27 protein-coding genes are annotated in these 24,583 nt (G+C 52.0%); 15 read left to right on the top strand and 12 right to left on the bottom strand.

All coding sequences use genetic code 11. The features are described from left to right. Positions 1 to 26: 26 nt before the first annotated feature. Entirely contained in the window at positions 27 to 1,859 is a 1,833-nt protein-coding gene (uvrC, locus tag OGY06_RS13530; RefSeq protein ID WP_063940422.1) for an excinuclease ABC subunit UvrC, read from the bottom strand. Beyond that, a complete protein-coding gene (gene uvrY, locus OGY06_RS13535) occupies positions 1,856 to 2,512 on the bottom strand; it encodes a UvrY/SirA/GacA family response regulator transcription factor (RefSeq protein ID WP_003834023.1) in 657 nt (218 codons plus the stop codon). Before uvrY ends, uvrC begins: the two co-directional genes overlap by 4 nt. Before the next feature lie 296 nt (positions 2,513 to 2,808). Here uvrY and OGY06_RS23315 point away from each other — a divergent pair, with 296 nt between their 5' ends. Together OGY06_RS23315 and OGY06_RS13540 are read left to right on the top strand one after the other, a co-directional pair. Further along, the gene (locus OGY06_RS23315) at positions 2,809 to 2,952 is read left to right on the top strand and encodes a hypothetical protein (protein ID WP_420269641.1); all 144 of its coding nucleotides are present in this window, start codon (positions 2,809 to 2,811) and stop codon (positions 2,950 to 2,952) included. Positions 2,953 to 2,971: 19 nt separating this feature from the next. After that, a complete protein-coding gene (locus OGY06_RS13540) occupies positions 2,972 to 3,196 on the top strand; it encodes a DUF2594 family protein (RefSeq protein WP_003030482.1) in 225 nt (74 codons plus the stop codon). A gap of 66 nt (positions 3,197 to 3,262) precedes the next feature. Here the strand turns inward: OGY06_RS13540 and sdiA are convergent, their stop codons facing one another. The 8 genes from sdiA to OGY06_RS13580 all read right to left on the bottom strand — a co-directional run bounded on the left by sdiA (position 3,263) and on the right by OGY06_RS13580 (position 10,919). Continuing rightward, positions 3,263 to 3,985: a quorum-sensing transcriptional regulator SdiA gene (gene sdiA, locus OGY06_RS13545; RefSeq protein WP_032934487.1), complete on the bottom strand. Its 723-nt coding sequence runs from the start codon at positions 3,983 to 3,985 to the stop codon at positions 3,263 to 3,265. 230 nt (positions 3,986 to 4,215) lie between these two features. Further along, complete coding sequence (gene tcyN / locus OGY06_RS13550) at positions 4,216 to 4,968, bottom strand: L-cystine ABC transporter ATP-binding protein TcyN (RefSeq protein WP_003030477.1); 753 nt, start codon at positions 4,966 to 4,968, stop codon at positions 4,216 to 4,218. Beyond that, positions 4,965 to 5,633 (bottom strand): cystine ABC transporter permease, encoded by a 669-nt coding sequence (gene tcyL / locus OGY06_RS13555; protein ID WP_003030474.1) that lies wholly within the window; start codon positions 5,631 to 5,633, stop codon positions 4,965 to 4,967. The genes tcyN and tcyL overlap by 4 nt, the downstream gene beginning before the upstream one ends. A gap of 21 nt (positions 5,634 to 5,654) precedes the next feature. Beyond that, complete coding sequence (dcyD, locus tag OGY06_RS13560) at positions 5,655 to 6,641, bottom strand: D-cysteine desulfhydrase (RefSeq protein ID WP_063940423.1); 987 nt, start codon at positions 6,639 to 6,641, stop codon at positions 5,655 to 5,657. Positions 6,642 to 6,748: 107 nt separating this feature from the next. After that, entirely contained in the window at positions 6,749 to 7,549 is an 801-nt protein-coding gene (tcyJ, locus tag OGY06_RS13565; protein WP_003030469.1) for a cystine ABC transporter substrate-binding protein, read from the bottom strand. 100 nt (positions 7,550 to 7,649) lie between these two features. Continuing rightward, a complete protein-coding gene (gene fliZ, locus OGY06_RS13570) occupies positions 7,650 to 8,201 on the bottom strand; it encodes a flagella biosynthesis regulatory protein FliZ (RefSeq protein WP_003030467.1) in 552 nt (183 codons plus the stop codon). 57 nt (positions 8,202 to 8,258) lie between these two features. After that, entirely contained in the window at positions 8,259 to 8,978 is a 720-nt protein-coding gene (locus OGY06_RS13575) for an RNA polymerase sigma factor FliA (protein WP_003030465.1), read from the bottom strand. 162 nt (positions 8,979 to 9,140) lie between these two features. After that, the gene (locus tag OGY06_RS13580) at positions 9,141 to 10,919 is read right to left on the bottom strand and encodes a FliC/FljB family flagellin (RefSeq protein ID WP_286605487.1); all 1,779 of its coding nucleotides are present in this window, start codon (positions 10,917 to 10,919) and stop codon (positions 9,141 to 9,143) included. A 255-nt stretch (positions 10,920 to 11,174) separates the two neighbouring features. On the opposite strand from OGY06_RS13580, the gene fliD reads away from it, so the two are divergent. The 4 genes from fliD to amyA all read left to right on the top strand — a co-directional run bounded on the left by fliD (position 11,175) and on the right by amyA (position 14,937). Continuing rightward, on the top strand, positions 11,175 to 12,587 hold the full coding sequence (fliD, locus tag OGY06_RS13585) for a flagellar filament capping protein FliD (protein WP_125112507.1): 1,413 nt from the start codon (positions 11,175 to 11,177) through the stop codon (positions 12,585 to 12,587). A gap of 15 nt (positions 12,588 to 12,602) precedes the next feature. Then, entirely contained in the window at positions 12,603 to 13,010 is a 408-nt protein-coding gene (gene fliS / locus OGY06_RS13590) for a flagellar export chaperone FliS (protein ID WP_048216065.1), read from the top strand. Next, on the top strand, positions 13,010 to 13,381 hold the full coding sequence (fliT, locus tag OGY06_RS13595; RefSeq protein WP_008785101.1) for a flagella biosynthesis regulatory protein FliT: 372 nt from the start codon (positions 13,010 to 13,012) through the stop codon (positions 13,379 to 13,381). Before fliS ends, fliT begins: the two co-directional genes overlap by 1 nt. 68 nt (positions 13,382 to 13,449) lie before the next feature. Further along, positions 13,450 to 14,937, top strand: coding sequence for an alpha-amylase (gene amyA, locus OGY06_RS13600; protein WP_286605489.1), 1,488 nt, complete (start codon positions 13,450 to 13,452; stop codon positions 14,935 to 14,937). A 40-nt stretch (positions 14,938 to 14,977) separates the two neighbouring features. On the opposite strand, the gene yedD is transcribed toward amyA, so the two are convergent. Then, entirely contained in the window at positions 14,978 to 15,391 is a 414-nt protein-coding gene (gene yedD / locus OGY06_RS13605; protein WP_003030454.1) for a lipoprotein YedD, read from the bottom strand. A 185-nt stretch (positions 15,392 to 15,576) separates the two neighbouring features. Between yedD and yedE the strand changes: the two genes are divergently transcribed. Both yedE and yedF read left to right on the top strand, forming a co-directional pair. Further along, on the top strand, positions 15,577 to 16,782 hold the full coding sequence (gene yedE / locus OGY06_RS13610; RefSeq protein WP_286605491.1) for a selenium metabolism membrane protein YedE/FdhT: 1,206 nt from the start codon (positions 15,577 to 15,579) through the stop codon (positions 16,780 to 16,782). Further along, the gene (yedF, locus tag OGY06_RS13615) at positions 16,779 to 17,012 is read left to right on the top strand and encodes a sulfurtransferase-like selenium metabolism protein YedF (RefSeq protein ID WP_000790504.1); all 234 of its coding nucleotides are present in this window, start codon (positions 16,779 to 16,781) and stop codon (positions 17,010 to 17,012) included. The genes yedE and yedF overlap by 4 nt, the downstream gene beginning before the upstream one ends. Positions 17,013 to 17,066: 54 nt before the next feature. On the opposite strand, the gene fliE is transcribed toward yedF, so the two are convergent. Continuing rightward, positions 17,067 to 17,381: a flagellar hook-basal body complex protein FliE gene (fliE, locus tag OGY06_RS13620; protein ID WP_079935374.1), complete on the bottom strand. Its 315-nt coding sequence runs from the start codon at positions 17,379 to 17,381 to the stop codon at positions 17,067 to 17,069. A gap of 216 nt (positions 17,382 to 17,597) precedes the next feature. Between fliE and fliF the strand changes: the two genes are divergently transcribed. The 7 genes from fliF to fliL all read left to right on the top strand — a co-directional run bounded on the left by fliF (position 17,598) and on the right by fliL (position 24,580). Continuing rightward, complete coding sequence (gene fliF / locus OGY06_RS13625) at positions 17,598 to 19,271, top strand: flagellar basal-body MS-ring/collar protein FliF (RefSeq protein ID WP_003834046.1); 1,674 nt, start codon at positions 17,598 to 17,600, stop codon at positions 19,269 to 19,271. After that, positions 19,264 to 20,262 (top strand): flagellar motor switch protein FliG, encoded by a 999-nt coding sequence (gene fliG / locus OGY06_RS13630; protein ID WP_003834047.1) that lies wholly within the window; start codon positions 19,264 to 19,266, stop codon positions 20,260 to 20,262. The genes fliF and fliG overlap by 8 nt, the downstream gene beginning before the upstream one ends. Beyond that, positions 20,255 to 20,962, top strand: coding sequence for a flagellar assembly protein FliH (gene fliH / locus OGY06_RS13635; RefSeq protein WP_003834049.1), 708 nt, complete (start codon positions 20,255 to 20,257; stop codon positions 20,960 to 20,962). Before fliG ends, fliH begins: the two co-directional genes overlap by 8 nt. Beyond that, positions 20,962 to 22,332 carry a flagellar protein export ATPase FliI gene (gene fliI, locus OGY06_RS13640; protein ID WP_003030440.1) on the top strand — a complete coding sequence of 457 codons (1,371 nt, stop codon included), beginning with the start codon at positions 20,962 to 20,964 and terminating at the stop codon, positions 22,330 to 22,332. Before fliH ends, fliI begins: the two co-directional genes overlap by 1 nt. 21 nt (positions 22,333 to 22,353) lie before the next feature. Beyond that, positions 22,354 to 22,797, top strand: coding sequence for a flagellar export protein FliJ (gene fliJ, locus OGY06_RS13645; protein ID WP_003834052.1), 444 nt, complete (start codon positions 22,354 to 22,356; stop codon positions 22,795 to 22,797). After that, positions 22,794 to 24,008, top strand: a complete 1,215-nt coding sequence (gene fliK / locus OGY06_RS13650) for a flagellar hook length control protein FliK (RefSeq protein ID WP_286605494.1) — start codon at positions 22,794 to 22,796, stop codon at positions 24,006 to 24,008. The genes fliJ and fliK overlap by 4 nt, the downstream gene beginning before the upstream one ends. Before the next feature lie 104 nt (positions 24,009 to 24,112). Beyond that, positions 24,113 to 24,580, top strand: coding sequence for a flagellar basal body-associated protein FliL (gene fliL / locus OGY06_RS13655; protein WP_003834054.1), 468 nt, complete (start codon positions 24,113 to 24,115; stop codon positions 24,578 to 24,580). Positions 24,581 to 24,583: the final 3 nt, after the last annotated feature.

Raw genomic sequence — 24,583 nt, forward strand, 5'->3', positions numbered from 1 at the left:
ATTACCCCTATGTTGCTACAGAGGGCCTAATGTTTCAACGAGTAGAAGATCTTTTCTGCCAGAGCTTGCGAAATACCCGGCACTTTTGCAATTTCTTCGATACTTGCGTTACGAAGACCTTGCAAACCTCCCATATATTTCAACAACATCTGGCGACGCTTTGGCCCGACACCTTCGATGGTCTCAAGCGTGCTGGTGCTTTTCACTTTCGCCCGCTTTTTACGATGCCCGCTAATCGCATGATCGTGAGATTCATCGCGGATATGCTGGATAACGTGCAATGCAGGCGAATCCGGCGGCAAACTAAAGCCCTCACCTTCCGGCTCAAAGAACAGCGTTTCCAGACCGGCTTTACGATCGGCCCCTTTTGCCACCCCCAGCAAGAGTGGGTGCTGTTTGTCCCAGGGAACGTCCAGCTCAGCAAAAACGGCTTTCGCCTGCCCCAGTTGGCCTTTACCACCATCGATCAATATGACGTCCGGAATCTTACTGTCTTCAATCGCCTTCCCGTAACGCCGACGTAAGACCTGATTCATCGCCGCATAATCATCACCCGGCGTAATACCGGTAATGTTGTAGCGACGATATTCTGCACGCAGCGGGCCATTGGCATCAAAGACCACGCAGGAGGCTACCGTCTGCTCGCCCATCGTATGGCTGATGTCGAAGCACTCCATACGCTTCACCGCAGGTAACTTCAACACCGATGCCAGCGCCGTCAGACGTTGCGTAATCGTCGACTGCTGAGAAAGTTTCGTGGTGAGCGCCACTGCCGCGTTGGTCCGCGCCAACTTCAGATAACGCGCGCGATCCCCTCGCGGTTTCGTCTGCACGTTAATCTTCCTGCCGGCCAGTTCAGACAGAGAGTCTGCCAGCAGGGTTTTATCGCTAAGATTAAAATCGAGCAGGATCTCCCCGGGTAAGGTACGCATCTGGCTACCCTGCAGATAAAACTGCCCGACAAAGGTTTCGACGACCTCGCCGAGTTCCGTGCCACCGGGTACTTTCGGGAAATAGCTGCGGCTGCCCAGCACTTTACCCTGGCGAATAAACAGAACGTGCACACAGGCCATACCGGCGTCAAACGCCACGCCAATGACGTCCAGATCGTCTCCGGTATTAGAGACAAACTGTTTTTCTGTTACGCGGCGTACGGCCTGAATTTGGTCACGAATGCGCGCAGCCTCTTCAAACTCGAGATTTTGGCTGGCCTTTTCCATGCGGGCGATCAGCTGCGTTAATACCTGATCGTCTTTTCCGGACAAGAACAGACGAACATACTCGACCTGCTGAGCATACTCTTCCTCACTCACCAGACCCGCAACACACGGACCGAGACAGCGGCCAATCTGATATTGCAGACAAGGCCGAGAACGGTTGCGATAAACGCTGTTTTCGCACTGGCGGATAGGGAATATTTTCTGCAACAGCGCCAGCGTTTCACGCACCGCATAACCGTTAGGGAACGGTCCAAAGTACTCGCCTTTGGCATGCTTTGCCCCGCGATGCATCGCCAGGCGCGGGTGGGTATCGCCGCTAAGGAATATAAAAGGGTAGGATTTATCATCGCGCAGCAATACGTTATAGCGCGGCTGATACAGCTTGATGTAGTTGTGCTCAAGCAATAACGCTTCGGTTTCAGTGTGCGTTACCGTGACATCAATCTGCTGGATTTGCGCGACCAGCGCTTCGGTCTTGCGTGACGCAAGATTGCTACGGAAGTAGCTAGAAAGCCTTTTTTTCAGGTCTTTCGCTTTCCCGACATAGATAACCGTCCCGGCGGTATCATACATACGATAGACGCCGGGCTGACTGGTCACGGTTTTCAGGAACGCTTTGGCATCAAACTGATCGGTCACTGGCTTGTTAATGTCTCCGCATTACACAGGCCATGGCGAATTGCCAGGTGAGTCAGCTCTACATCGCCATGAATGTTTAATTTACTGAACATTCGATAGCGATAGCTGTTCACCGTTTTAGGACTAAGATTCAGTTGTTCTGAGATCTCATTGACCTTCTGACCTTTGGTGATCATCAGCATAATCTGCAACTCGCGTTCAGACAAACTGGCAAACGGGGTTTCCGTTTTCTCAGGCTCAATCTGGCTGAGCGCCATTTGCTGAGCGATATCGGAGGCAATATAACGCTGCCCGGAAAAAACCGAACGAATCGCACTCACTACTTCCTGGGGGGCGGCGCCTTTGCTGAGATACCCTGCGGCCCCTGCCTGCATAACTTTTGCAGGTAATGGGTTTTCGGTGTGCACCGTCAGCATGATCACTTTAATGTCTGCCGTGGAACGCGCAATTTTGCGGGTTGCTTCCAGACCGCCAATACCGGGCATATTCATATCCATCAGCACAACGTCAACGGAATTTGAGCGGCACCATTTTACCGCATCTTCACCGCAGCACGCTTCGCCGACAACTTTTATGCCTTTTATATCTTCCAGAATGCGTCGTATCCCTGCGCGCACCAGTTCGTGGTCATCAACAAGAAAAACGTTGATCAAAGGAATATCTCCAGAATAGGGATAACGCTACCGATAGTTAATCGGTCCTATGTTAACGGGTTTTATCTCAACTTTGAAATGTAAAAAACGCCCGACTTTCGATTTTGCTCTCGTTTTTGGAAATTAGATTGTACGACGAGTGGAAACTATCAGTCCTGACAGCCTTCTGCCACGGTTATATCTGCATAGCTGTTTCAGAATAGTGACAAAAAATTCATATTCCTCCGATGAATGCAAAATAGGCAGTCAAAGTTGTAACAATAATTAACGAGGAAAATACTCGAAATAAACAACATGTGGAGAAAATATATGCACTGCAACATATTGTTTATTTTAATGTCCACAACATTAATCCGCGCAAAAAACAACCACAGATATTTTTAGCCTCGCTTATGGTATACTCCGCCGCCTTAAGATTTGACATCGCACTTTTTCATTGAAACATAACGAGGAAAATAAATGAGTACGCCTGACTTTTCCACTGCTGAGAATAACCAGGAACTGGCCAATGAAGTCACCTGCCTGAAAGCCATGTTAACGCTGATGCTGCAGGCAATGGGTCAAGCCGATGCAGGCCGCGTGATTCTTAAAATGGAAAAACAGCTCGCGCTGATTGAAGATCAATCACAGGCGGCGGTATTTTCCAACACGGTTAAGCAAATTAAACAAGCTTACCGCCAGTAAAAAGAAACCGGCTGATAGCAATGCTCTCAGCCGGTTTTGCGTCTGACACTCAGAACGATAATTTACTCAGATAAGCCCGGTTGCCGCGGCATAACAGGCTATCTGCGTTTTGTTTGGCGCATTGAATTTCTTTTGCATATTCTTCTGGTGGAAGTTCACTGTATTTTCGGAAATCGACAGAATGATGGCTATCTCTGAAGAGGTCTTGCCCTCGGCCGTCCATTTCAATATTTCCTTTTCCCGCTTGCTAAAGCGCATTTCTGGCGCCATAACCATGTCATCTTCCAGCCGCGTCAGTACAGACAGGCTTTCCCGTACCAGAAGCTGCATCCTGAGCTCCACTTCATCGTTTGCAAAGCGACTATTACGGATACTCGCCCGCGATACCGATAAAAAACCCAACGCCCGATTAGGCAACATTAAGCATTGCGTCATCCCTTTGCGTAAACCGTGATTGCGTGCGGCATCCCACAAAGGTTGCGCATCGCGAAACAGAGTATCGTTCCAGGGTAAATGCCCCTGACTGAAGTTTTCAGGTTTCAGCACCGGATCAATGGCGAAATAATTTTCGGACTGATAATGCGCCACCCATGCTTTGGGATAGGTCGTATGAAGTGACGTTTTAGGTCGGGTAAAAGGTACCGGATGACGAACACAGAGCGCGTAAAAATCAAACTCTAAGTGCTGCGTCTGTTGCTGTAATTCATTATAGACATCCTCTGCCGCCGCCATTTCCTGAAAGCGTAACAGCATGCTCCGTCGCCAGGTGAAGAAATCATGATCCTGCATACTAAGTGGTAATGCCCCTGAGATTGATAATCATCCAAACATATGAAACAAGCTAACACATAAATGTATTTTATATATGCAAATTATCGGACAAATGAACAATTACTTGAGTATTACTCAACAGCGGAAGGAAGTAACAGAATCAAATGCTAATAATAAAGCAATAATTATAAATAGTTATGCGAAGAGCACTCGCCAGAAACAATCCCAGCGAGCGCTATATGTACTATTTATTGCATCAAAAACTTTTCAAGAAACTGGCGGGTACGCGGCTGCTGCGGATGCGTGAATAAGGATTTTGCGGGTCCCTGCTCCACTATCCGTCCTTGATCCATAAATATCGCTCTATCGGCAACATCGCGAGCAAAGCTCATTTCATGCGTCACAATCACCATGGTGCGTTTTTCCTGCGCCAGTTGGCGGATGGTATTAAGTACCTCGCCAACCAGTTCAGGATCAAGTGCGGAGGTCGGTTCATCAAAAAGAATAACCTCAGGTCGCATCGCCAGCGCTCGGGCAATCGCTACGCGCTGCTGCTGTCCGCCCGATAAACGCCGCGGATAGCTGGTTTCTTTACCTGCCAGCCCGACTTTCGCCAGCAGCTCACGCGCACGAGCTGTCGCTTCAGCTTTTGGTTCACCTTTGACTATCACCGGCCCTTCAATAATGTTTTCCAGCACCGTCCGATGGGGGAACAAATTAAAGTTCTGGAACACAAAACCGACATGCTGACGTAACTGACGAATCAGCCCTTTCTGCTGGGTCAACGAACGTGCGGTATCAATGGTAATCTCACCCACTTTAATGGTGCCCGCCTCCGGTTGCTCCAGCAAATTAATGCTACGCAGCAGCGTGGTTTTGCCCGATCCGCTCGGCCCGATAATCGCGACTACTTCACCAGGTTTGACGTCAAGATCAATCCCATGCAGCACCGTTTGCCCATGAAATTTTTTGACCAGGTTTCTGACTTCGATAGCACTCATTTCGGCTCTCTCTCCTGGCGATTCAGTTGTTCTTCAAAATAGTTTTGCAGCGCAGAAAGCACCGTCGCCATCACCCAGTAAATCAACGAGGCCGCCAGATACATCGTAAAGACTTCCAGCGTACGCGAGGTAATCAGCTGCGCCTGACGGAACAGTTCCGGTACCTGAATAGTGGCGGCCAAAGAAGTATCTTTCACCAGACTGATAAAGCTGTTGCTCAGCGGCGGCAACGCAACGCGCGCAGCCTGTGGCAGGATTGCCCGGCGCATGGTCTGCCAGCGCGTCATACCAATACTGGCACCCGCCTCCCACTGTCCTTTGTCGATGGAAGAGATTGCCGCACGCAGGGTTTCCGCAGCGTAGGCAGCCGTATTCAGCGACAAGCCAATCATCGCCGCCGGGATGGGATCAAGCTCAATACCAAACTGTGGCAGACCGTAATAGATCATGAACAGCTGGGCAATCAGCGGTGTTCCGCGAAAAATAGAGATATAAAAACGCGCCAGCCAGCGCACAGGCAACAGCGGTGACAAACGCATCAGCGCCAGGATAAACCCCAGCACGAGGCCAAAAAACATGCCGCCGATACTCAGTTGCAGCGTAAAAACCGCGCCTTTGAGCAGATACGGTAGAGAATCTATTACCAGTTGGATACTTTCATGCATTAGAGTTTTTCGACCTGGTTGTTACACGTGAGGATGGTAGGCAAACAGTGCAGGTGCCCCACCGGTATGAATAAAGAGGATTGGCCCTTCGTCTTTAAAGCGTTTCTGGCTGATACCGTCAATCAAACCCGCCATCGCCTTACCGGTATACACCGGATCCAACAAAATGCCTTCCAGGCGCGCCAGCAGTTTTACCGCCTCCATGCCCTCTTCGTTTGGCGTACCGTAGCCTGGCGCAAAATAATCGTCCCATAGCAGGATATCCGCGGAGGCCGTCAGTTCCAGTTCTCGGGCAATATCCTGCTGCAGCGTAATAACTTTGGGTTTTTGATCCGCCACGCTGCGCGAGACAGTCACGCCGATAAGCTCGACGTCTGGCATCAGTTGTTCCAGACCCACGGCCAGTCCGGCATGCGTTCCCGCACTGCCCGAGGCAACCACTACGGAAGAGAGCGCGACGGCCCCTTCACACTGTTGGGCAATTTCCAGCGCGCTTTCCACATAACCCAGTGCGCCCAGCGCGTTAGAACCGCCAACCGGGATCACATACGGGCGGAAGCCCTGTGCTTCAATGCGCGTCGCCAGTTCCTGAAGTTGCGCATTCGGGTCGGTCAGCGCATCGCACATTTCGATCTGCGTATTAAACAGGTCCAGCAGCAGACGGTTGCCATTGGTGAGATAATTTTCCGCCGTGGTGCCAATCGGATTTTCCAACAGAGCTACGCAGTGCAGGCCAAGCTTAGCTGCTACCGCCGCCGTCTGGCGCACATGGTTAGACTGAATCGCACCTGCGGTTATCAGCGTATCAGCGCCTTCACGCAGTGCGTCTGCGGCAAGGAACTCCAGCTTACGCAGCTTATTGCCGCCCATGGCCATCGGCGTGACGTCATCGCGTTTGATGAAAATATCGCGCCCGAGGTAGTCGGAGAAGCGTGGAAGATATTCGAGCGGCGTTGGCGCGCCAATAAATTCCAGACGTGGAAAGCGCGTTAAGTTATGCAGCGGCATACAGCCTCCGGTATTCGTTGTTGTGATGTTCTTTTTATTATGCACGCTCAGGCGCAATGAAATAAAAAAAGGCGCTGTTAAAGGCGCCTTTTTTCATCGGATGCCGATTATTTCGTCACATCCGCTCCAAACCATTTTTCAGACAGCGCTTTCAGCGTACCGTCTTTCTGCATTTCAGCAATGGCCGCATCAACCGCTTTCAGCAGATCTTCATTGCCTTTGCGCAGCGCCACGCCGGACTCCTGGCGGGAGAATGCTTCACCGGTCACAGCCAGCGTATCTTTGGTTTTCTTGACCAGATCCAGCGCCGCCAGACGGTCAACCAGAATGGCGTCGATACGGCCTACACGCAGATCCTGGTATTTGGTCGGGTCATCATCATAGGTACGAATATCCACGCCCTGTACGTTCTGGCGCAGCCACTCTTCATAGTTGGTGCCCAGACCAACGCCGACTTTTTTACCTTTCAGATCGGCAGCGGTCTTAATAACGCCTTCATTACCTTTCTTCACCAGCGCCTGAATACCAGAAACCGTATACGGGGTAGAGAAATCGTATTTTTTCTTACGTTCGTCAGAGATGGTCACCTGGTTGATGACCACGTCAATGCGCTTGGAATCAAGAGAGGCCAGCATACCGTCCCACTTGGTCGGCTTCAGATTAGCTTTCACCCCAAGGTGCTTGGCCAGTTCCTCAGCGAACTCCACTTCGAAACCGGTCAACTTGCCATCATCGCCCTGAAAACTAAACGGGGGATAGGTCCCTTCCAGGCCCACCAGCAGCGTGCCACGCTCTTTAACTTTATTTAACAGACCTTCATCTGCATAAGTCTTTACGCTCATTCCAGCGACAAGTGCAACAGCCATTACACCCATCAGAGCCTGACGTCCCAGAAGTGCTAATTTCATAGTTACCCCGAATATTGTCATTAGTGACTGCTATTTATGAGCATAGTGTAAAGCGTTTGCTGTGTTCCACAAACACGACTCTGTTACACCTTATTCGTTTTTAATATATATCAGAACTGGCTGTCCAGGAGGATTTCTGCATATGTCCCATATGGGTATGGGCTTTAAACTGCTCATACTTACGCAAGGCGATGCGGTAATTGTTGGTGCTGGTTTCCGGCAGCCACGGGGCAAGGTTTTCGTCGAGGAACCCTTCCTGCAGCAGGTCATGAGAGATATTTTGTTCGGTCAGATGATTGCCAAGACGGCGCAGGCGGACAACGTATTCACGTACCGTGCCGTGACTCATTTCGGTTTGCTCAAATAAAAACTGTTTAAAACCGATAATGTCGAAAAAGTCGCTCTGCTCTTTGCAATGCAAATCACCGCAAAAACGACACAGTGCCACCCACTCTTTTTTCTCCTGCTCCCACTCGGCTTCATCCAACAAAGTGTCCAGTCGGGCGATGGCGATTTTATTCACAATTTGCCCACGACGAACCAGCGTGATCCGGTCGAGCAACTTAAAGCAATGGGCGCAATGCGTCTGGCTGTGTTTGAAATCTTTGAGGTAGCGGCTTAGAGGCCGTCTTTTTGATTGCTGCACCGTCATGAGAACTCCTGGTAGTCAATTCGTAATGCGGCATTGTTCAGGGGTAATAATGTACCCCTATAGCTTACCCAGCTTAGTGCGTAGACGTTTGATGGCCTGACTGTGCAACTGGCTGACCCGTGATTCCCCGACTTCCAGTACCGCGCCAATCTCTTTCAGATTCAGCTCTTCCTGGTAGTACAGCGTTAACACCAGCTTTTCGCGCTCCGGCAACGCCTCGATCGCGTCCATCACGCGCTGGCGGAGATTACCCTCAAGTAGCTGTTGTAACGGGTTTTCCTGCTGATGTTCTTCCGTCACCAGCTCAATACTATCGCCATGCTCTTCCCGCCACTCGTCATAAGAGAAGAGTTGGCTGTTATTGGTATCGAGCAACATCTGACGATACTCTTGCACAGGAATAGCCAGACGCGCCGCCACTTCGGTTTCCGTCGCGTTGCGCCCTAATTCCTGCTCCAGTTGTCCCATCGCCTGTGCCACTTCGCGAGCATTGCGCCGAACGCTACGCGGCACCCAATCCCGGCTACGTAGTTCGTCCAGCATTGCTCCACGAATACGCTGCACTGCGTAAGTGGTAAATGCCGTTCCTTGCAAAGCGTCATATCGGTCAACGGCATTCAATAACCCGATGCCGCCCGCTTGTAGCAGGTCATCCAGTTCTACGCTCGCCGGCAAACGCACCTGAAGGCGCAATGCTTCGTGACGCACCAACGGTACATAACGCTGCCACAGCGAGTGTTTATCCATTACACCTTCAGCGGTATACAGTGAATTCACGATAAACAGCCCTGCGTTAAATGAGTTATCGGCATGATTATCCGTTTCTGCAGGGGTTTTAATCGGGTGAATAGTGGGTGAAATGAGGGGTTATTTGGGGGTTACGGGTAAAGCTAAATGTAAAAAACCCCGCCGAAGCGGGGTTTGCGCGATAAGCGTAAATTAACGCAGCAGAGACAGAACGTTCTGCGTAGTCTGGTTAGCCTGCGCCAGAACAGAGGTACCCGCTTGTTGCAGGATCTGAGCACGAGACATGTTAGACACTTCGGTCGCGTAGTCAGCATCTTCGATACGGCTACGAGCAGAAGACAGGTTGTTTACGGTGTTGCCCAGGTTGGTGATGGTAGAATCGAAACGGTTCTGCACAGCACCCAGATCGGAACGCAGTGCATCAACTTTAGCCAGAGCATCATCCAGTGCTTTCAGAGGGTCTTTGGTTGCAGTTCCGGAGCTAGTGGTATCAGTTGTAATTTTACCTTTTCCATCCGCATAAACAGCGTCACCTACTTTTTTCGCATATGGGTTATTAGAACTATTGTCAACCGTCGTACCATCAGCTAATAAGTTCGCCTTAACAGTCACCGCCCCTGTATCTTTATCAACTGCATACTGAGTAGTATATTTTGCTACAGAGGTAAAATTGCCTGCTGAATCGATATATTTATCTTTTGCTTTACCTACATCGGTGCCATCAAATTCAACTTCACCGCTCATTAGCCCAGAAGTGTAACTAATTTTTGCGCTGACTGATGCACCCGTCGTAGTTGTTGTCTTATCAGCTGCAGCAATTTTTGACATCACTGCATCTTTAGAGATAGTCGCCTTGTAACTTATATTTCCGTTTGTTGCATCTTCAAATTTATATTCTGCAGCACCAATACTAATTGTTGAAGTATGCTGGTTCGTTGCACCAGTTTTGGATGCATCAGATGACCCTTTGAATAGGGTGGTTAAAGTTGCTTGCGTTCCACCACCAGCATTGTTTGTCGTGAGGTTACCTGCTGAATCCAGATAAGCAGTTTGACCACCGATAGTCAACTTACCATTTTCGTCTGCTTCAAACTCAACCGTACTAGCGCTACCTGCTACAGCAGCATAAGAGCCTTTAATTTTACCAACATCAGGAGCTAAACCAGCACCAAATGTCCCCGCATCCGCAGCTTTGACTTTTGCATCATATGAAAAACTGCCAGAAGCAGCATCGTATGTGTATTCTGTAGTGACGTTTGCAGTATCTTTAGTTACTACACTAACCTTGTCACCAGTGTTTAATTTGTCAAAAGCTTGAGCTGCTGTTAATTTACTATTATCGGTTGTTAAATTGTACAACCCACTTCCAACTGTTGTTTCTTTAGCTCCAGCGGCAGTCAAATTACTTACCGTTGCCGCTTTATTGGCTACAGATCCTTTGCCATTCACATTGAAACCATTAAGTCCCAGCGTATCAGAGGTTATTTCCTTCAGATCGATGGTAATAGTTTCACCATCGTTAGCCCCTACCTGAATTTTTAGGCTGTTGTCTTGAGAGAGTACTTTCACGCCGTTAAACTGAGTCTGACCGGAAACACGGTCAATTTCACTCAGACGCTGGGTAATTTCGTTCTGGATGGAGTCCAGGTCAGACTGGGAGTTAGTACCGTTGGTTGCCTGAACGGACAGTTCACGCACACGCTGCAGGTTGTTGTTGATTTCGGACAGTGCACCTTCAGTGGTCTGCGCGATGGAGATACCGTCGTTGGCGTTACGGGAAGCCTGGGTCAGGCCTTTAACGTTAGCAGTGAAACGGTTAGCGATCGCCTGACCAGCAGCATCGTCTTTCGCGCTGTTGATACGCAGGCCGGAAGACAGACGCTCGATAGCGGAGCTCAGGGAAGACTGAGATTTGTTCAGGTTGTTCTGGGTCAACAGCGACAGGCTGTTTGTATTGATGACTTGTGCCATGATCTTTTCCTTATCAATTACAACTTGATGTTATTGGGCTGTTGCCCACGGTTTCTCACCGTAACCCATGTATCGGCACCTTAATTTCGAACTTTAGAAAATTTTTACTTTCCGCCCTCTTTTTTCTTAGCCCCAGAAATACCCGCAATATGCCCCACTATTCTGCGCATTATTTTAACAAAACTATCATTAAACTTTGCGCGCAGATTGCCGATAACCCGCTTAACTACTGTTTGCAATCAAAAGGAATTAGGCATGGCTTCATTTACTTCTCTTGGCGTCGGGTCAAATCTGCCGCTGGATACGTTGCTGAACAACCTGACTATCGCGGAAAAAAAACGCTTAAACCCAATCACTCAACAACAAAGCGATAATACCGCGCGTCTGACCGCCTACGGCACATTAAAAAGTGCACTGGAAAAATTTCAGACTGCGAACACTGCGTTAAATAAAGCCGATCTGTTCAAAAGCACGACCGTTACCAGCAGCAGCGAAGATCTGAAAGTGACCACCGAAGCGGGGGCGGCACCGGGTATCTATACCATTAGCGTCACCCAACTTGCGCAAGCGCAATCTTTAAGAACCAATTCAACGACTACGATTGCTTCAACAAAAGACGCGCTGGGTGATAGTTCAGCAGAAACACGCACCATAAAAATTACGCAGGAAGGCCGTAAAGAGCCACTGGAAATTAAGCTGAATAAAGACCAGACCTCACTGGATGAGATCAGCAAAGCGATAAACGATGCCGATAGCGGAATTTCGGCCAGCATCGTTAAGGTTAAAGATGGCGACTACCAATTGGTACTGACTGCCAGTGAAGGCGAAGCCAATAAAATGACTATCTCCGTTGAGGGAGACAGCAAGCTAAATGACCTGCTGGCGTATGACAGCGAAACCGGTACCGGGAATATGAAGGAACAGGTTAACGCTCAAAATGCGAAGTTAACCGTAAATGGTATCGATATTGAACGTTCCAGTAATAAAATTACCGATGCTCCTCAGGGCGTAGTACTCGATCTGACCAAAAAAGTCACTGACGTTCGAGTCACGGTAACAAAGAATAACGACAAAGCAACCGAAGCCATTAAAGGCTGGGTCGATTCATATAATTCCCTTATCGACACCTTTAATACGCTGACCAAATATAAAGAAGTTGATCCGGGTGCTGAAGCGCAAGACAAAAATAACGGAGCGCTGCTTGGTGACAGTGTTGTTCGTACGATTCAAAGTGGAATTCGTGCACAATTTGCCAACGGTGCCAGTGATGGCGCTTTTAAAACATTAAATGAAATTGGTATTAAGCAGGACGGCGCAACCGGCAAGCTAAAAATTGACGATGATAAGCTGAAAAAAGTCCTGAACGAAAATACAGCCTCCGTGCGTGAACTGTTAGTTGGCGATGGTAAAGAAACCGGTATTACCACCAAAATTGCCACCGAAGTAAAAAGCTACCTGGCTGATGACGGTATTATCGACAGCGCACAAGACAGTATTAACTCAACGCTGAAAAAACTGACTAAACAGTATCTGTCTGTCAGCGCCAGTATTGATGACACCGTGGCGCGTTACACGGCACAGTTTACGCAGTTAGACACCATGATGAGCAAGCTCAACAACACCAGTAACTATCTGAGCCAACAATTTACGGCGATGAATAAATCCTGATAACACGAGGTAAGTATGTATACCGCGAGCGGTACCAAAGCCTATGCACAGGTCAGCATAGAGAGTGGCGTAATGAGCGCCAATCCGCATCAGCTGATTGAAATGTTGTTTGATGGCGCGAACAGCGCCCTCGTGCGCGCTCGCCTGTTTATGCAACAGGGTGATATCGTCGCCAAAGGTGAGGCCTTAAGCAAAGCCATTAACATTATCGACAATGGTCTGAAAGCCGGCCTGGATCAGGAAACTGGCGGTGAAATCGCTACTAACCTGTCCTCGCTGTATGACTATATGATTCGCCGTTTACTGCAAGCTAACTTGCGTAATGATTGTCAGGCCATTGAAGAAGTCGAAGAGTTACTCGGCAACATTGCAGATGCCTGGAAACAGATCTCACCGAAAGCGTCGTCCCAGGAGTCTCGTTAATGACCTCAGCCGTGGAGTTTATCAACCGTTGGCAGCGCATCGCGCTACTCAGTCACTCGCTGCTGGAACTGGCGCAGCGCGGTGAATGGGACCTTTTACTGGAACAGGAAGTTACCTATCTGCAAAGTATTGAAGTGGTCATGGAAGAGCAAACTCCACCGGGCATTACGCGAAGTATTCAGGACTTAGTGGCCGGGTATATTAAACAGACGCTGGATAACGAACAATTACTTAAAACGTTGTTGCAGCAGCGTCTGGATGAACTCAGTAATCTCATCGGTCAGTCGACACGCCAAAAGACGCTGAATAACGCCTATGGTCGTCTTTCCGGTATGCTGCTGGTACCCGACGCCCCCACCTCGCCACAATAATTTCCCGTCTCGTCTGAATTATCTTCCATACTCCAGAGGTCGGCCAAACGACTTCTGGAGCACGGAAGATGAAAAATCCCACGTTATTGCAGTACTTCCACTGGTATTACCCTGATGGCGGTCAACTCTGGCCCGAGCTTGCCGAACGCGCAGGCGGACTCAATGATATCGGCATCAATATGGTGTGGTTGCCTCCCGCCTATAAAGGCGCGTCCGGCGGCTATTCCGTTGGCTATGATTCCTACGATCTGTTTGATTTGGGCGAATTCGACCAAAAGGGAACCGTCGCCACCAAATACGGCGATAAAAACCAGCTGCTGGCGGCGATTGACGCGCTGAAACACAATGATATTGCCGTACTGCTCGACGTGGTGGTTAACCACAAAATGGGCGCTGATGAGAAAGAAAAGATCCGCGTCCAGCGCGTTAACGCCGAGGATCGTACGCAAATAGACGATGAGATTGTCGAGTGCGAGGGCTGGACGCGCTATACCTTCCCTGCCCGCGCTGGCCAGTACTCGCAATTCATTTGGGACTTTAAATGCTTCAGCGGCATTGACCATATCGAGAATCCTACCGAAGACGGCATTTTCAAAATCGTTAACGATTACACGGGCGAAGGCTGGAACGATCAGGTTGATGATGAGTTGGGTAATTTTGATTATCTGATGGGAGAAAACATTGATTTTCGCAATCACGCGGTGACTGAGGAGCTCAAATACTGGGCGCGTTGGGTAATGGAGCAAACCCAGTGTGACGGCTTTCGTTTAGATGCGGTGAAACATATTCCGGCATGGTTTTACAAAGAGTGGATCGAGCACGTGCAGGAAGTGGCACCCAAGCCGCTGTTTATTGTGGCGGAATACTGGTCCCATGAGGTCGATAAACTGCAAACCTATATTAACCAGGTCGAGGGGAAAACCATGCTGTTTGATGCCCCTTTGCAAATGAAGTTTCACGAAGCGTCCCGCCAGGGGCGCGATTATGACATGAGCCAGATTTTCACCGATACGCTGGTGGAGGCCGATCCCTTTCATGCGGTGACGCTGGTTGCGAACCATGACACCCAGCCGTTACAGGCGCTGGAAGCCCCGGTCGAGGCATGGTTTAAGCCGCTGGCCTATGCGCTGATCCTGTTACGCGAAAACGGCGTACCGTCGGTGTTTTACCCTGACCTCTACGGAGCGCATTACGAAGACACCGGCGGCGATGGCGAAACCTATCCTATCGACATGCCGATCATTGAACAGCTTGATGAACTGATCCTCGCGCGCCAGCGCTTCGCGCACGGGGTACAGACGCTCTTTTTCGATCATCCTAACTGTATCGCTTTTAGCCGCAGCGGTACGGATGAGGATCCCGGCTGTGTGGTGGTATTGTCTAACGGCGATGACGGGGAAAAGACCATCAATCTCGGCGCCAATTATGGCAATAAAACCTGGCGGGACTATCTGGGAAATCGTGAAGAAAGCGTGGCCACCGATGAAAACGGTGAAGCGACGTTTTTCTGTAACGGCGGGAGCGTCAGCGTGTGGGTGATTGAAGACGTGTTGTAAAGCTCAACCCCGGTGACCGATGGTTACCGGGGCGTACGGCTTATGGCAGTGGCGTGGCCAGCGGCGTTTTCTTTAACGCGTCAGCACATTCCTGCGTCGGGCGATCCACCCGCTGCAGCGTCATACCGTCATATTCCAGCGTATTGCCTTCACGCTCGATCTCGTACAGCTCGCGTTTCACCGTCACGTTGGTGAGATCGCCAGAGAGCATCGTCAGTTTCCCCGGCAGCGCGATCACCCGCTGCCACTGGCGACAATCCAGCGTATCGCCCTCTTTCGTTATCACCAGACTGGCAATGGCTTCCGGGCTGACCAGACTGCGTTGCGGACCTTTTGACTGCCAGTATCCTTCCAGACCGGCTGGCGCTGGCGTTTTCACCACGTCGTTATAATTTTCTACTTCGGCGCATCCGGTAAGCGCCAGAAATACACCAACGATTGCTAATTTTTTCATCATTCATCCTGCATGCGAAGAAAATGGGATTGTGGCATTAAAGGCCTGATGTCGCCAGCCTTTCGGCAGCGTTGAGAAAGATTGATCCAGACGGTGTTACCTCTTATTACTCATAGTCAAAAATTCTGAACGGTGTAGTATCCACACTTCTTGTTACATACCTTCTGAGTTCAGAGGCACAACGCATGTCATGGCAACACTTCAAACAGGCCTGGTTAATTAAATTTTGGGCCCCCGCCCCTGCGGTCATCGCAGCGGGTCTTCTATCCACTTACTATTTCGGCATTACGGGAACCTTCTGGGCCGTTACCGGTGAATTTACCCGCTGGGGTGGTCAAATCCTGCAACTGTTTGGTGTGCACGCCGAAGAGTGGGGATACTACAAGCTGATCCATCTCGAAGGCTCGCCCCTGACCCGCATCGACGGCATGATGATCCTCGGTATGTTCGGCGGCTGTTTTGCTGCCGCACTGTGGGCCAACAACGTCAAGTTACGCATGCCGCGCAGTCGGGTGCGCATTATGCAGGCGATAGTCGGCGGGGCAATCGCCGGATTCGGCGCACGGCTGGCAATGGGCTGTAACCTGGCCGCATTCTTCACCGGCATTCCGCAGTTCTCACTACACGCCTGGTTTTTTGCGCTGGCCACGGCCATTGGCTCCTGGTTTGGTGCACGCTTTACCCTGCTGCCAATATTTCGTATTCCGGTCAAAATGCAGAAAGTCTCCGCCGCTTCGCCGTTAACGCAAAAGCCGGATCAGGCCCGTCGCCGTTTCCGCCTGGGCATGCTGGTGTTTATCGGCATGATCGGCTGGGCGCTACTCACCGCGATGGATAAACCCAAGCTCGGTCTGGCGATGCTGTTCGGTGTTGGGTTCGGTCTGCTGATTGAACGGGCGCAAATCTGCTTCACCTCCGCCTTCCGCGACCTGTGGATTTCCGGTCGCACCCATATGGCAAAAGCGATCATCTTCGGGATGGCGGTCAGCGCCATCGGTATCTTTAGCTACGTGCAACTGGGCGTCGAGCCTAAAATCATGTGGGCGGGTCCAAATGCGGTGATCGGCGGTTTGCTGTTCGGCTTTGGCATCGTTTTAGCGGGCGGATGTGAAACCGGCTGGATGTACCGCGCCGTTGAAGGCCAGGTGCATTACTGGTGGGTTGGTCTGGGCAACGTTATTGGCTCGACCATCCTGGCCTACTACTGGGATGATTTTGCTCCCACGCTCGCCACCAACTGGGACAAAGTGAATCTGCTCAACACCTTCGGTCCGCTCGGCGGTCTGCTGGTGACCTATCTGCTGTTGTTTGCCGCGCTGATGCTGATTATTGTCTGGGAAAAACGTTTCTTCCGTCGCGCAGGGCTGACGCCTGCCAAGGAGTCTGTATGAAAAATATCGTGCCTGATTATCGCCTCGATATGGTCGGCGAACCGTGTCCATATCCGGCTGTAGCCACGCTGGAAGCGATGCCGCAATTGAAGAAAGGTGAAATTCTGGAAGTGGTGAGCGATTGCCCGCAGTCAATCAACAATATTCCACTGGATGCGCGTAATCACGGCTATACAGTGCTGGATATTCAGCAGGATGGCCCAACGATCCGCTATTTGATTCAGAAGTAACTGGTTGCCGGATAGCGTTGCGCTTATCCGGCAAACATTCTCTGCACGTTGTCCCTACACCTGCATCGACATCACTTCCTGATACGCCGACACCAGTTTATTACGCACCTGAATACCCATCTGCATCGATACCGACGCTTTTTGCATATCGGTCATCACATCATTTAACGCAATACCCGGCTCACCCAGGGTAAATTTCTCAGCCTGCGTACGGGACGCGGTTTGCACATCGCTGATCCTGTCTAACGCAGCATGCAGTTGCCCGGCAAAACTCACGGTCGGTTGTGGCTGCATATCCTGCGTTTTTGCTGACATCGCCGTGGCCTGTAACTGGCTGATGACCCCTTCAATCCCCTGTATTGCCGACATTCTGATCCCCTGGATGATTTTTTACGTAGCTGAGATTACCAGTTAGTCAATAAGATAAAGGCGTTAAATAACGATAAAAAACCACGGTTTTTAACCCATAGAAAAATTCGAAACCGCAAATAATGAGACCGTCAATTTTTCGAGTTTGCTGACCCGGGAGTGAGTCTTGTTCCACTTTGCAAAAAACGCCGTCCACGATAAGCCACGAGGTGCGAGATGAGTGCGACAGCATCGACTGCAACCCAGCTTAAACCTCTCGAGTGGTTAAACCGCCTGCGCGCGAATCCCAGAATTCCTTTGATTGTGGCGGGAGCCGCTGCCGTCGCTATCATCGTGGCGATGGTCCTGTGGGCGAAAGCGCCTGACTATCGCACGCTGTTCAGCAATCTTTCCGATCAGGATGGTGGCGCGATTGTCACCCAACTGACGCAGATGAACGTTCCCTATCGTTTTACTGAGGGAAGCGGTGCTATAGAAGTTCCTGCCGATAAAGTCCACGAACTACGTTTACGTCTGGCGCAGCAAGGTCTGCCGAAAGGCGGCGCCGTTGGTTTTGAACTGCTGGATCAAGAAAAGTTTGGTATCAGCCAGTTTAGCGAGCAGGTCAACTACCAGCGTGCGCTGGAAGGTGAATTAGCCCGTACCATTGAAACGCTTGGACCGGTAAAACGCGCCCGCGTGCATCTGGCAATGCCGAAACCGTCGCTGTTTGTGCGTGAGCAAAAAGCGCCTTCGGCCTCCGTGACCGTGAATCTTGAACCGGGTCGCGCACTGGATGAAGGTCAGATCAGTGCAGTTACACATCTGGTTTCCAGCGCTGTCGCAGGGTTACCGCCGGGCAACGTTACGCTGGTCGACCAGTCAGGTCATCTGTTAACTCAGTCGAACACCAGCAGCCGCGATCTCAACGATGCGCAGTTGAAATACGCCAGCGATGTCGAAGGCCGCGTTCAACGTCGTATCGAATCGATCCTGTCGCCGATTGTCGGCAACGGTAACGTACATGCGCAGGTCACCGCACAGCTGGATTTTGCTAATAAAGAGCAAACCGAAGAACAGTACCGCCCAAACGGTGATGATTCCCAGGCCGTGCTGCGTTCACGCCAGTTAAACGTCAGCGAGCAGATCGGGAGCGGAGCGCCAGGCGGCGTACCGGGCGCATTGTCTAATCAGCCAGCACCCGCGAATACCGCGCCAATCTCCAACCCTCCGGCTAATCAGCAAAATGCGCAAACCACGCAGACGGCAAATAACAGCAATAATGCCGGTCCACGCAGTACGCAGCGCAATGAAACCAGCAACTATGAAGTCGACCGTACCATTCGCCACACCAAAATGAACGTCGGCGATGTGCAGCGTCTCTCGGTGGCTGTGGTGGTCAACTATAAAACGTTGCCGGACGGCAAACCGCTGCCGTTAACCGCCGATCAGATGAAACAGATTGAGGACCTGACTCGCGAAGCGATGGGCTTCTCCGACAAACGTGGCGATACCCTGAACGTGGTGAACTCTCCGTTCACGGCGACCGACGATTCCATTGGCGAGCTGCCGTTCTGGAAACAGCCGTTCTTTATTGATCAGTTGATGACCGCAGGCCGTTGGTTGCTGGTTCTGCTAGTTGCCTGGATCCTGTGGCGCAAAGCTGTTCGCCCGCAGTTGGTTCGCCGCAGCGAAGAAGCAAAAGCGGTACAAGAACAAACGCGTATCCGTCAGGAAACCGAAGAAGCGGTAGAAGTTCGCCTCAGCAAAGACGAACAGACCCAGCAGCGTCGTACGAATCAGCGTCTGGGTGCAGAAGTGATGAGCCAGCGTATTCGTGAAATGTCAGATAACGATCCGCGCGTCGTGGCGCTGGTCATTCGCCAGTGGATGAGTAACGATCATGAGTAATGCCCTTACCGGTACCGATAAAAGCGTCATCCTGCTGATGACCATTGGCGAAGATCGCGCGGCAGAGGTGTTTAAACACCTTTCCACGCGCGAGGTTCAGGCGCTGAGTACAGCGATGGCGAACGTACGCCAGATCTCCAACAAACAGTTGACGGAAGTGCTGGCCGAGTTTGAGCAAGAAGCAGAACAGTTTGCCGCGCTGAATATCAACGCCAACGAATATCTGCGCTCCGTGCTGGTGAAAGCGCTGGGCGAGGAACGCGCCTCCAGCCTGCTGGAAGATATTCTGGAAACCCGCGATACCACCAGCGGCATTGAAACGCTCAACTTTATGGAGCCGCAAAGCGCCGCCGACCTTATCCGCGACGAGCATCCGCAGATTATCGCCACCATTCTGGTACACCTCAAACGGGGCCAGGCCGCCGATATTCTGGCGCTGTTCGACGAGCGTTTACGTCACGACGTGATGCTGCGTATCGCCACCTTCGGCGGCGTGCAGCCTGCCGCGCTGGCAGAACTGACCGAGGTACTGAACGGTCTGCTCGATGGACAGAACCTCAAGCGCAGCAAAATGGGCGGCGTGAGAACGGCGGCAGAAATTATCAACCTGATGAAAACCCAGCAGGAAGAAGCGGTTATTACCGCCGTACGCGAATTCGACGGCGAACTGGCGCAGAAAATTATCGACGAGATGTTCCTGTTCGAAAACCTGGTGGAAGTCGACGATCGCAGTATCCAGCGTCTGCTGCAGGAAGTGGATTCCGAATCGCTGCTGATTGCGCTGAAAGGTGCCGAACAGCCACTACGCGAGAAGTTCCTGCGCAACATGTCGCAACGTGCTGCCGATATTCTGCGCGACGACCTTGCCAACCGCGGTCCGGTGCGCTTGTCGCAGGTGGAAAACGAACAGAAAGCGATTCTGCTTATTGTGCGTCGTCTGGCGGAAACCGGCGAGATGGTGATCGGCAGCGGCGAGGATACCTATGTCTAACGAACTGCCGTGGAAAGTCTGGACTCCGGACGATCTCGCCCCACCAATGGCAGAGTTCGTGCTGGCTGACCACAGCGAAACGCCGCTGTCCGAAGAGACGGAAGAACCCGAGCTTTCAGCAGAGCAACAGCTTGAACAACAGCTCGCACAGCTGCAAATGCAGGCCCATGAGCAAGGGTATAACGCGGGGCTGGCGGAAGGTCGACAAAAGGGTCATGAACAAGGCTATCAGGAAGGTCTGAGTCAGGGGCTGGAGCAAGGCCAGAACCAGGCGCGCGCGCAGCATGCGCCGATCCATGCCCGCATGCAGCAGTTGGTGAGCGAGTTTCAGAATACGCTGGACGCACTGGACAGCGTCATTGCCTCGCGCCTGATGCAAATGGCGCTGGAAGCTGCGCGTCAGGTGATTGGTCAGACGCCTATCGTGGATAACGCTGCGCTGATTAAGCAGATCCAACAGTTATTGCAACAGGAACCGCTGTTTAGCGGTAAACCGCAGCTGCGCGTCCATCCGGACGATCTCCAGCGTGTTGAGGAGATGCTCGGTGCCACTCTCAGCCTGCACGGCTGGCGGCTGCGCGGCGATCCCACGCTGCATCACGGCGGTTGTAAAGTCTCAGCAGACGAAGGCGATTTGGATGCCAGCGTCGCCACTCGCTGGCAAGAACTCTGCCGTCTGGCAGCGCCGGGAGTCGTGTAATGACCACTCGCCTGACTCGCTGGCTCAATACGCTGGACAACTTCGAAGAGAAAATGTCGCTGCTGCCTGCGGTGCGTCGTTACGGTCGCCTGACCCGCGCCACCGGGCTGGTGCTGGAAGCCACGGGGTTACAGCTGCCGCTGGGTGCCACCTGCGTCATTGAACGCCAGGACGGCAACGAAACCCAGGAAGTCGAAAGTGAAGTCGTGGGTTTTAACGGTCAACGTCTGTTTCTGATGCCGCTCGAAGAGGTCGAAGGCGTTCTGCCCGGCGCACGCGTATACGCGAAGAACATTGCCGGAGAAGGTCTGCAAAGCGGGAAGCAATTACCGCTTGGCCCTGCTCTGCTGGGTCGAGTGCTGGACGGTAGCGGCAAACCGCTCGACGGACTGCCCGCCCCGGATACCACCGAAACCGGCGCGCTGATTACGCCGCCGTTTAACCCGCTGCAACGTACCGCAATAGAACACGTCCTGGATACCGGCGTACGCCCCATCAACGCGTTGTTAACCGTAGGTCGCGGCCAGCGTATGGGACTTTTCGCAGGCTCCGGCGTCGGTAAAAGCGTCCTGCTCGGCATGATGGCGCGCTATACCCAGGCCGACGTCATCGTCGTGGGCCTGATTGGCGAGCGTGGCCGCGAAGTTAAAGATTTTATTGAAAATATTCTCGGCGCTGACGGTCGCGCACGCTCGGTAGTGATTGCCGCTCCGGCGGATGTCTCGCCGCTGTTACGTATGCAAGGCGCGGCCTACGCCACGCGCATCGCCGAAGATTTCCGCGATCGTGGACAGCACGTATTGCTGATTATGGATTCCCTCACCCGCTATGCGATGGCGCAACGTGAGATAGCCCTGGCAATCGGCGAGCCGCCGGCAACCAAAGGTTATCCGCCGTCAGTATTCGCCAAATTACCTGCGCTGGTTGAACGGGCTGGGAACGGTATCCACGGCGGCGGTTCAGTTACCGCGTTTTATACAGTACTGACCGAGGGTGACGACCAGCAGGACCCGATTGCCGATTCCGCGCGCGCGATACTGGACGGGCACATCGTGCTGTCTCGTCATTTAGCCGAAGCGGGTCACTATCCGGCCATCGATATTGAAGCCTCGATCAGCCGCGCCATGACCGCGCTCATTAGTGAAAAACACTATGCACGGGTACGTAACTTTAAACAGCTGCTGTCCAGCTTCCAGCGTAACCGCGATCTGGTCAGCGTGGGGGCGTATGCCAAAGGCAGCGATCCAATGCTGGATAAAGCCATCGCCTTATGGCCACAGCTGGAAGCGTTCTTACAGCAAGGCATTTTTGAACGGGCTGACTGGGAAGATTCTCTGCAAGCTTTAGAACTGATTTTCCCTGGTGTGTGATTAAGCAGGAGAGCATAGGTCATGGCACAACATGGTGCGTTAGCAACACTGAAAGACCTGGCTGAAAAAGAGGTAGATGACGCCGCTGTCTTATTAGGAGAGATGCGTCGTGGCTGTCAGCAGGCAGAAGAACAATTAAAAATGCTGATCGATTATCAGCATGAGTATCGCAACAATCTGAATACCGATATGGGCCAGGGTATTACCAGCAATCGCTGGATTAACTACCAGCAATTCATTCAGACGCTGGAAAAAGCGATTGAGCAACACCGCCAACAGCTCAATCAGTGGACGCAAAAAGTGGACATGGCTTTGAACAGTTGGCGCGACAAAAAACAACGATTACAGGCGTGGCAGACGTTGCAGGACAGACAAACCTCGGCGGCGTTACTGGCCGAAAACCGTCTGGATCAGAAAAAAATGGATGAATTTGCTCAGCGCGCAGCTATGAGGAAACCCGAATGATTACTTTACCCCAACTGATTACCACCGACACCGACGTAGCCGCAGGTCTTCAGTCAGGCAAAGCGGTAGATTCACCCGAGGATTTTTTAGCGCTGCTGGCTGGCGCATTAGGTGCGGGCGACGCGCAGGGTAAAGACGCTCCGCTGTCGCTTGCCGACTTACAGGCGGCCAGCAGTAAGCTGCAAAAAGGGTTACTGCAAAAAAATGGCGATGCCACACAGTCGGTCAAATTAACCGATCTGCTGGCGCAACAGGAGCTACAAACCGAGGCTTCTCTTGCCGACATGACGGACGCTCAGCAACTGTTGTCTGCCCTCACGCCTTCACTAAAAGCTAATGCCCTGACGACACTGGGCAAAGTTGCTCAGCAGGACGAAAAAAACACCACGCTGAGTGATGACGATCTCGCCAATCTGAGCGCGTTGTTCGCCATGCTGCCAGGACAACCGCTGGCTACGCCTGCCGTCGACAGCGCACCAGCCCCAGTTGATGCCACGCTTTCGGCGTTGTCACGTGGCGCTGCACACGGTGCTATCGCCGATAACGCTGGCGAATTGCTGGCGGGTGATGCCAAAAAAGGCAAAGCGGATGTCACGGTTGCTGGCGGTGGTGCAAATCAAGTAAACAATCCAACATTAACCCCGCTGACGGCGGCGGCGAACGCCAGAGCTGAAATCGACAGCACCCCGTCACCAACCAGCATTGGCATGACTGCGGCCCCGCTAAGTGGTCCGCAAACACACGCACAACCGTTACCGACGGCCGCGCCGGTGTTAAGCGCTCCGTTAGGTAGCCATGAATGGCAGCAATCGCTGAGCCAGCACGTCACATTGTTCACGCGCCAGGGCCAGCAAAGCGCAGAGCTGCGTCTGCATCCGCAGGACCTGGGTCAGGTACATATTTCCCTCAAGATGGACGACAACCTCGCACAGTTGCAAATGGTTTCACCGCACAGTCACGTGCGCGCCGCACTGGAAGCCGCATTACCGATGCTGCGTACGCAGTTGGCTGAAAGCGGGATCCAACTGGGGCAAAGCAACATCAGCAGTGAAAGCTTCGCCGGACAACAGCAGTCTTCCGGGCAGCAACAGCAGGCGGGTCGCGCTCAGGGACAAGACATTTTTGCTGCTGAAGATGACGCAATACTGGCAACCCCAGCCTCACTGCAAGCCGCTGCCCGCGGCGATGGCGCAGTAGACATCTTCGCCTAACGCCAGAGGTAGCATGATTATCCGCGTCTTTTCCACGCTTTGTCGTGGACAGGACACGGGATAATCAGCCCATAAGCTGTACCGAAACAGGAAGCCCGTATCTGATGACTGACTCCGCGATTAACAAAAAAAGTAAACGCGCTATTTGGATCCCTCTGCTGGTATTAATTACCCTCGCCGCCTGCGCAACTGCGGGTTATAGCTACTGGCGCATGCAGCAGCAGCCGTCCGCCAGCGTCAAAGCGGAACCGCCTCCACCGCCAGCCCCGGTGTTCTTTGCGCTGGATACCTTTACCGTCAATCTGGGTGATGCAGACCGTGTGCTGTATATCGGTATCACGTTGCGCATGAAAGATGAGGCGACACGTTCACGTCTTAATGAATATCTGCCGGAAGTGCGCAGCCGCTTGCTGCTGCTGTTCTCTCGTCAGAATGCAGCCACACTCGCCACCGAGGAAGGTAAGCAACAGCTGATTACCGCCATCAAAGAGACGCTGGCGACTCCGCTCGTTGTTGGACAGCCGAAACAGGTTGTCACCGACGTTCTTTATACAGCTTTTATTCTGCGGTAAAGA

This window comes from Citrobacter sp. Cpo147, assembly GCF_030332405.1.
In the GTDB taxonomy this organism is placed as follows: Bacteria; Pseudomonadota; Gammaproteobacteria; order Enterobacterales; family Enterobacteriaceae; genus Citrobacter; species Citrobacter portucalensis.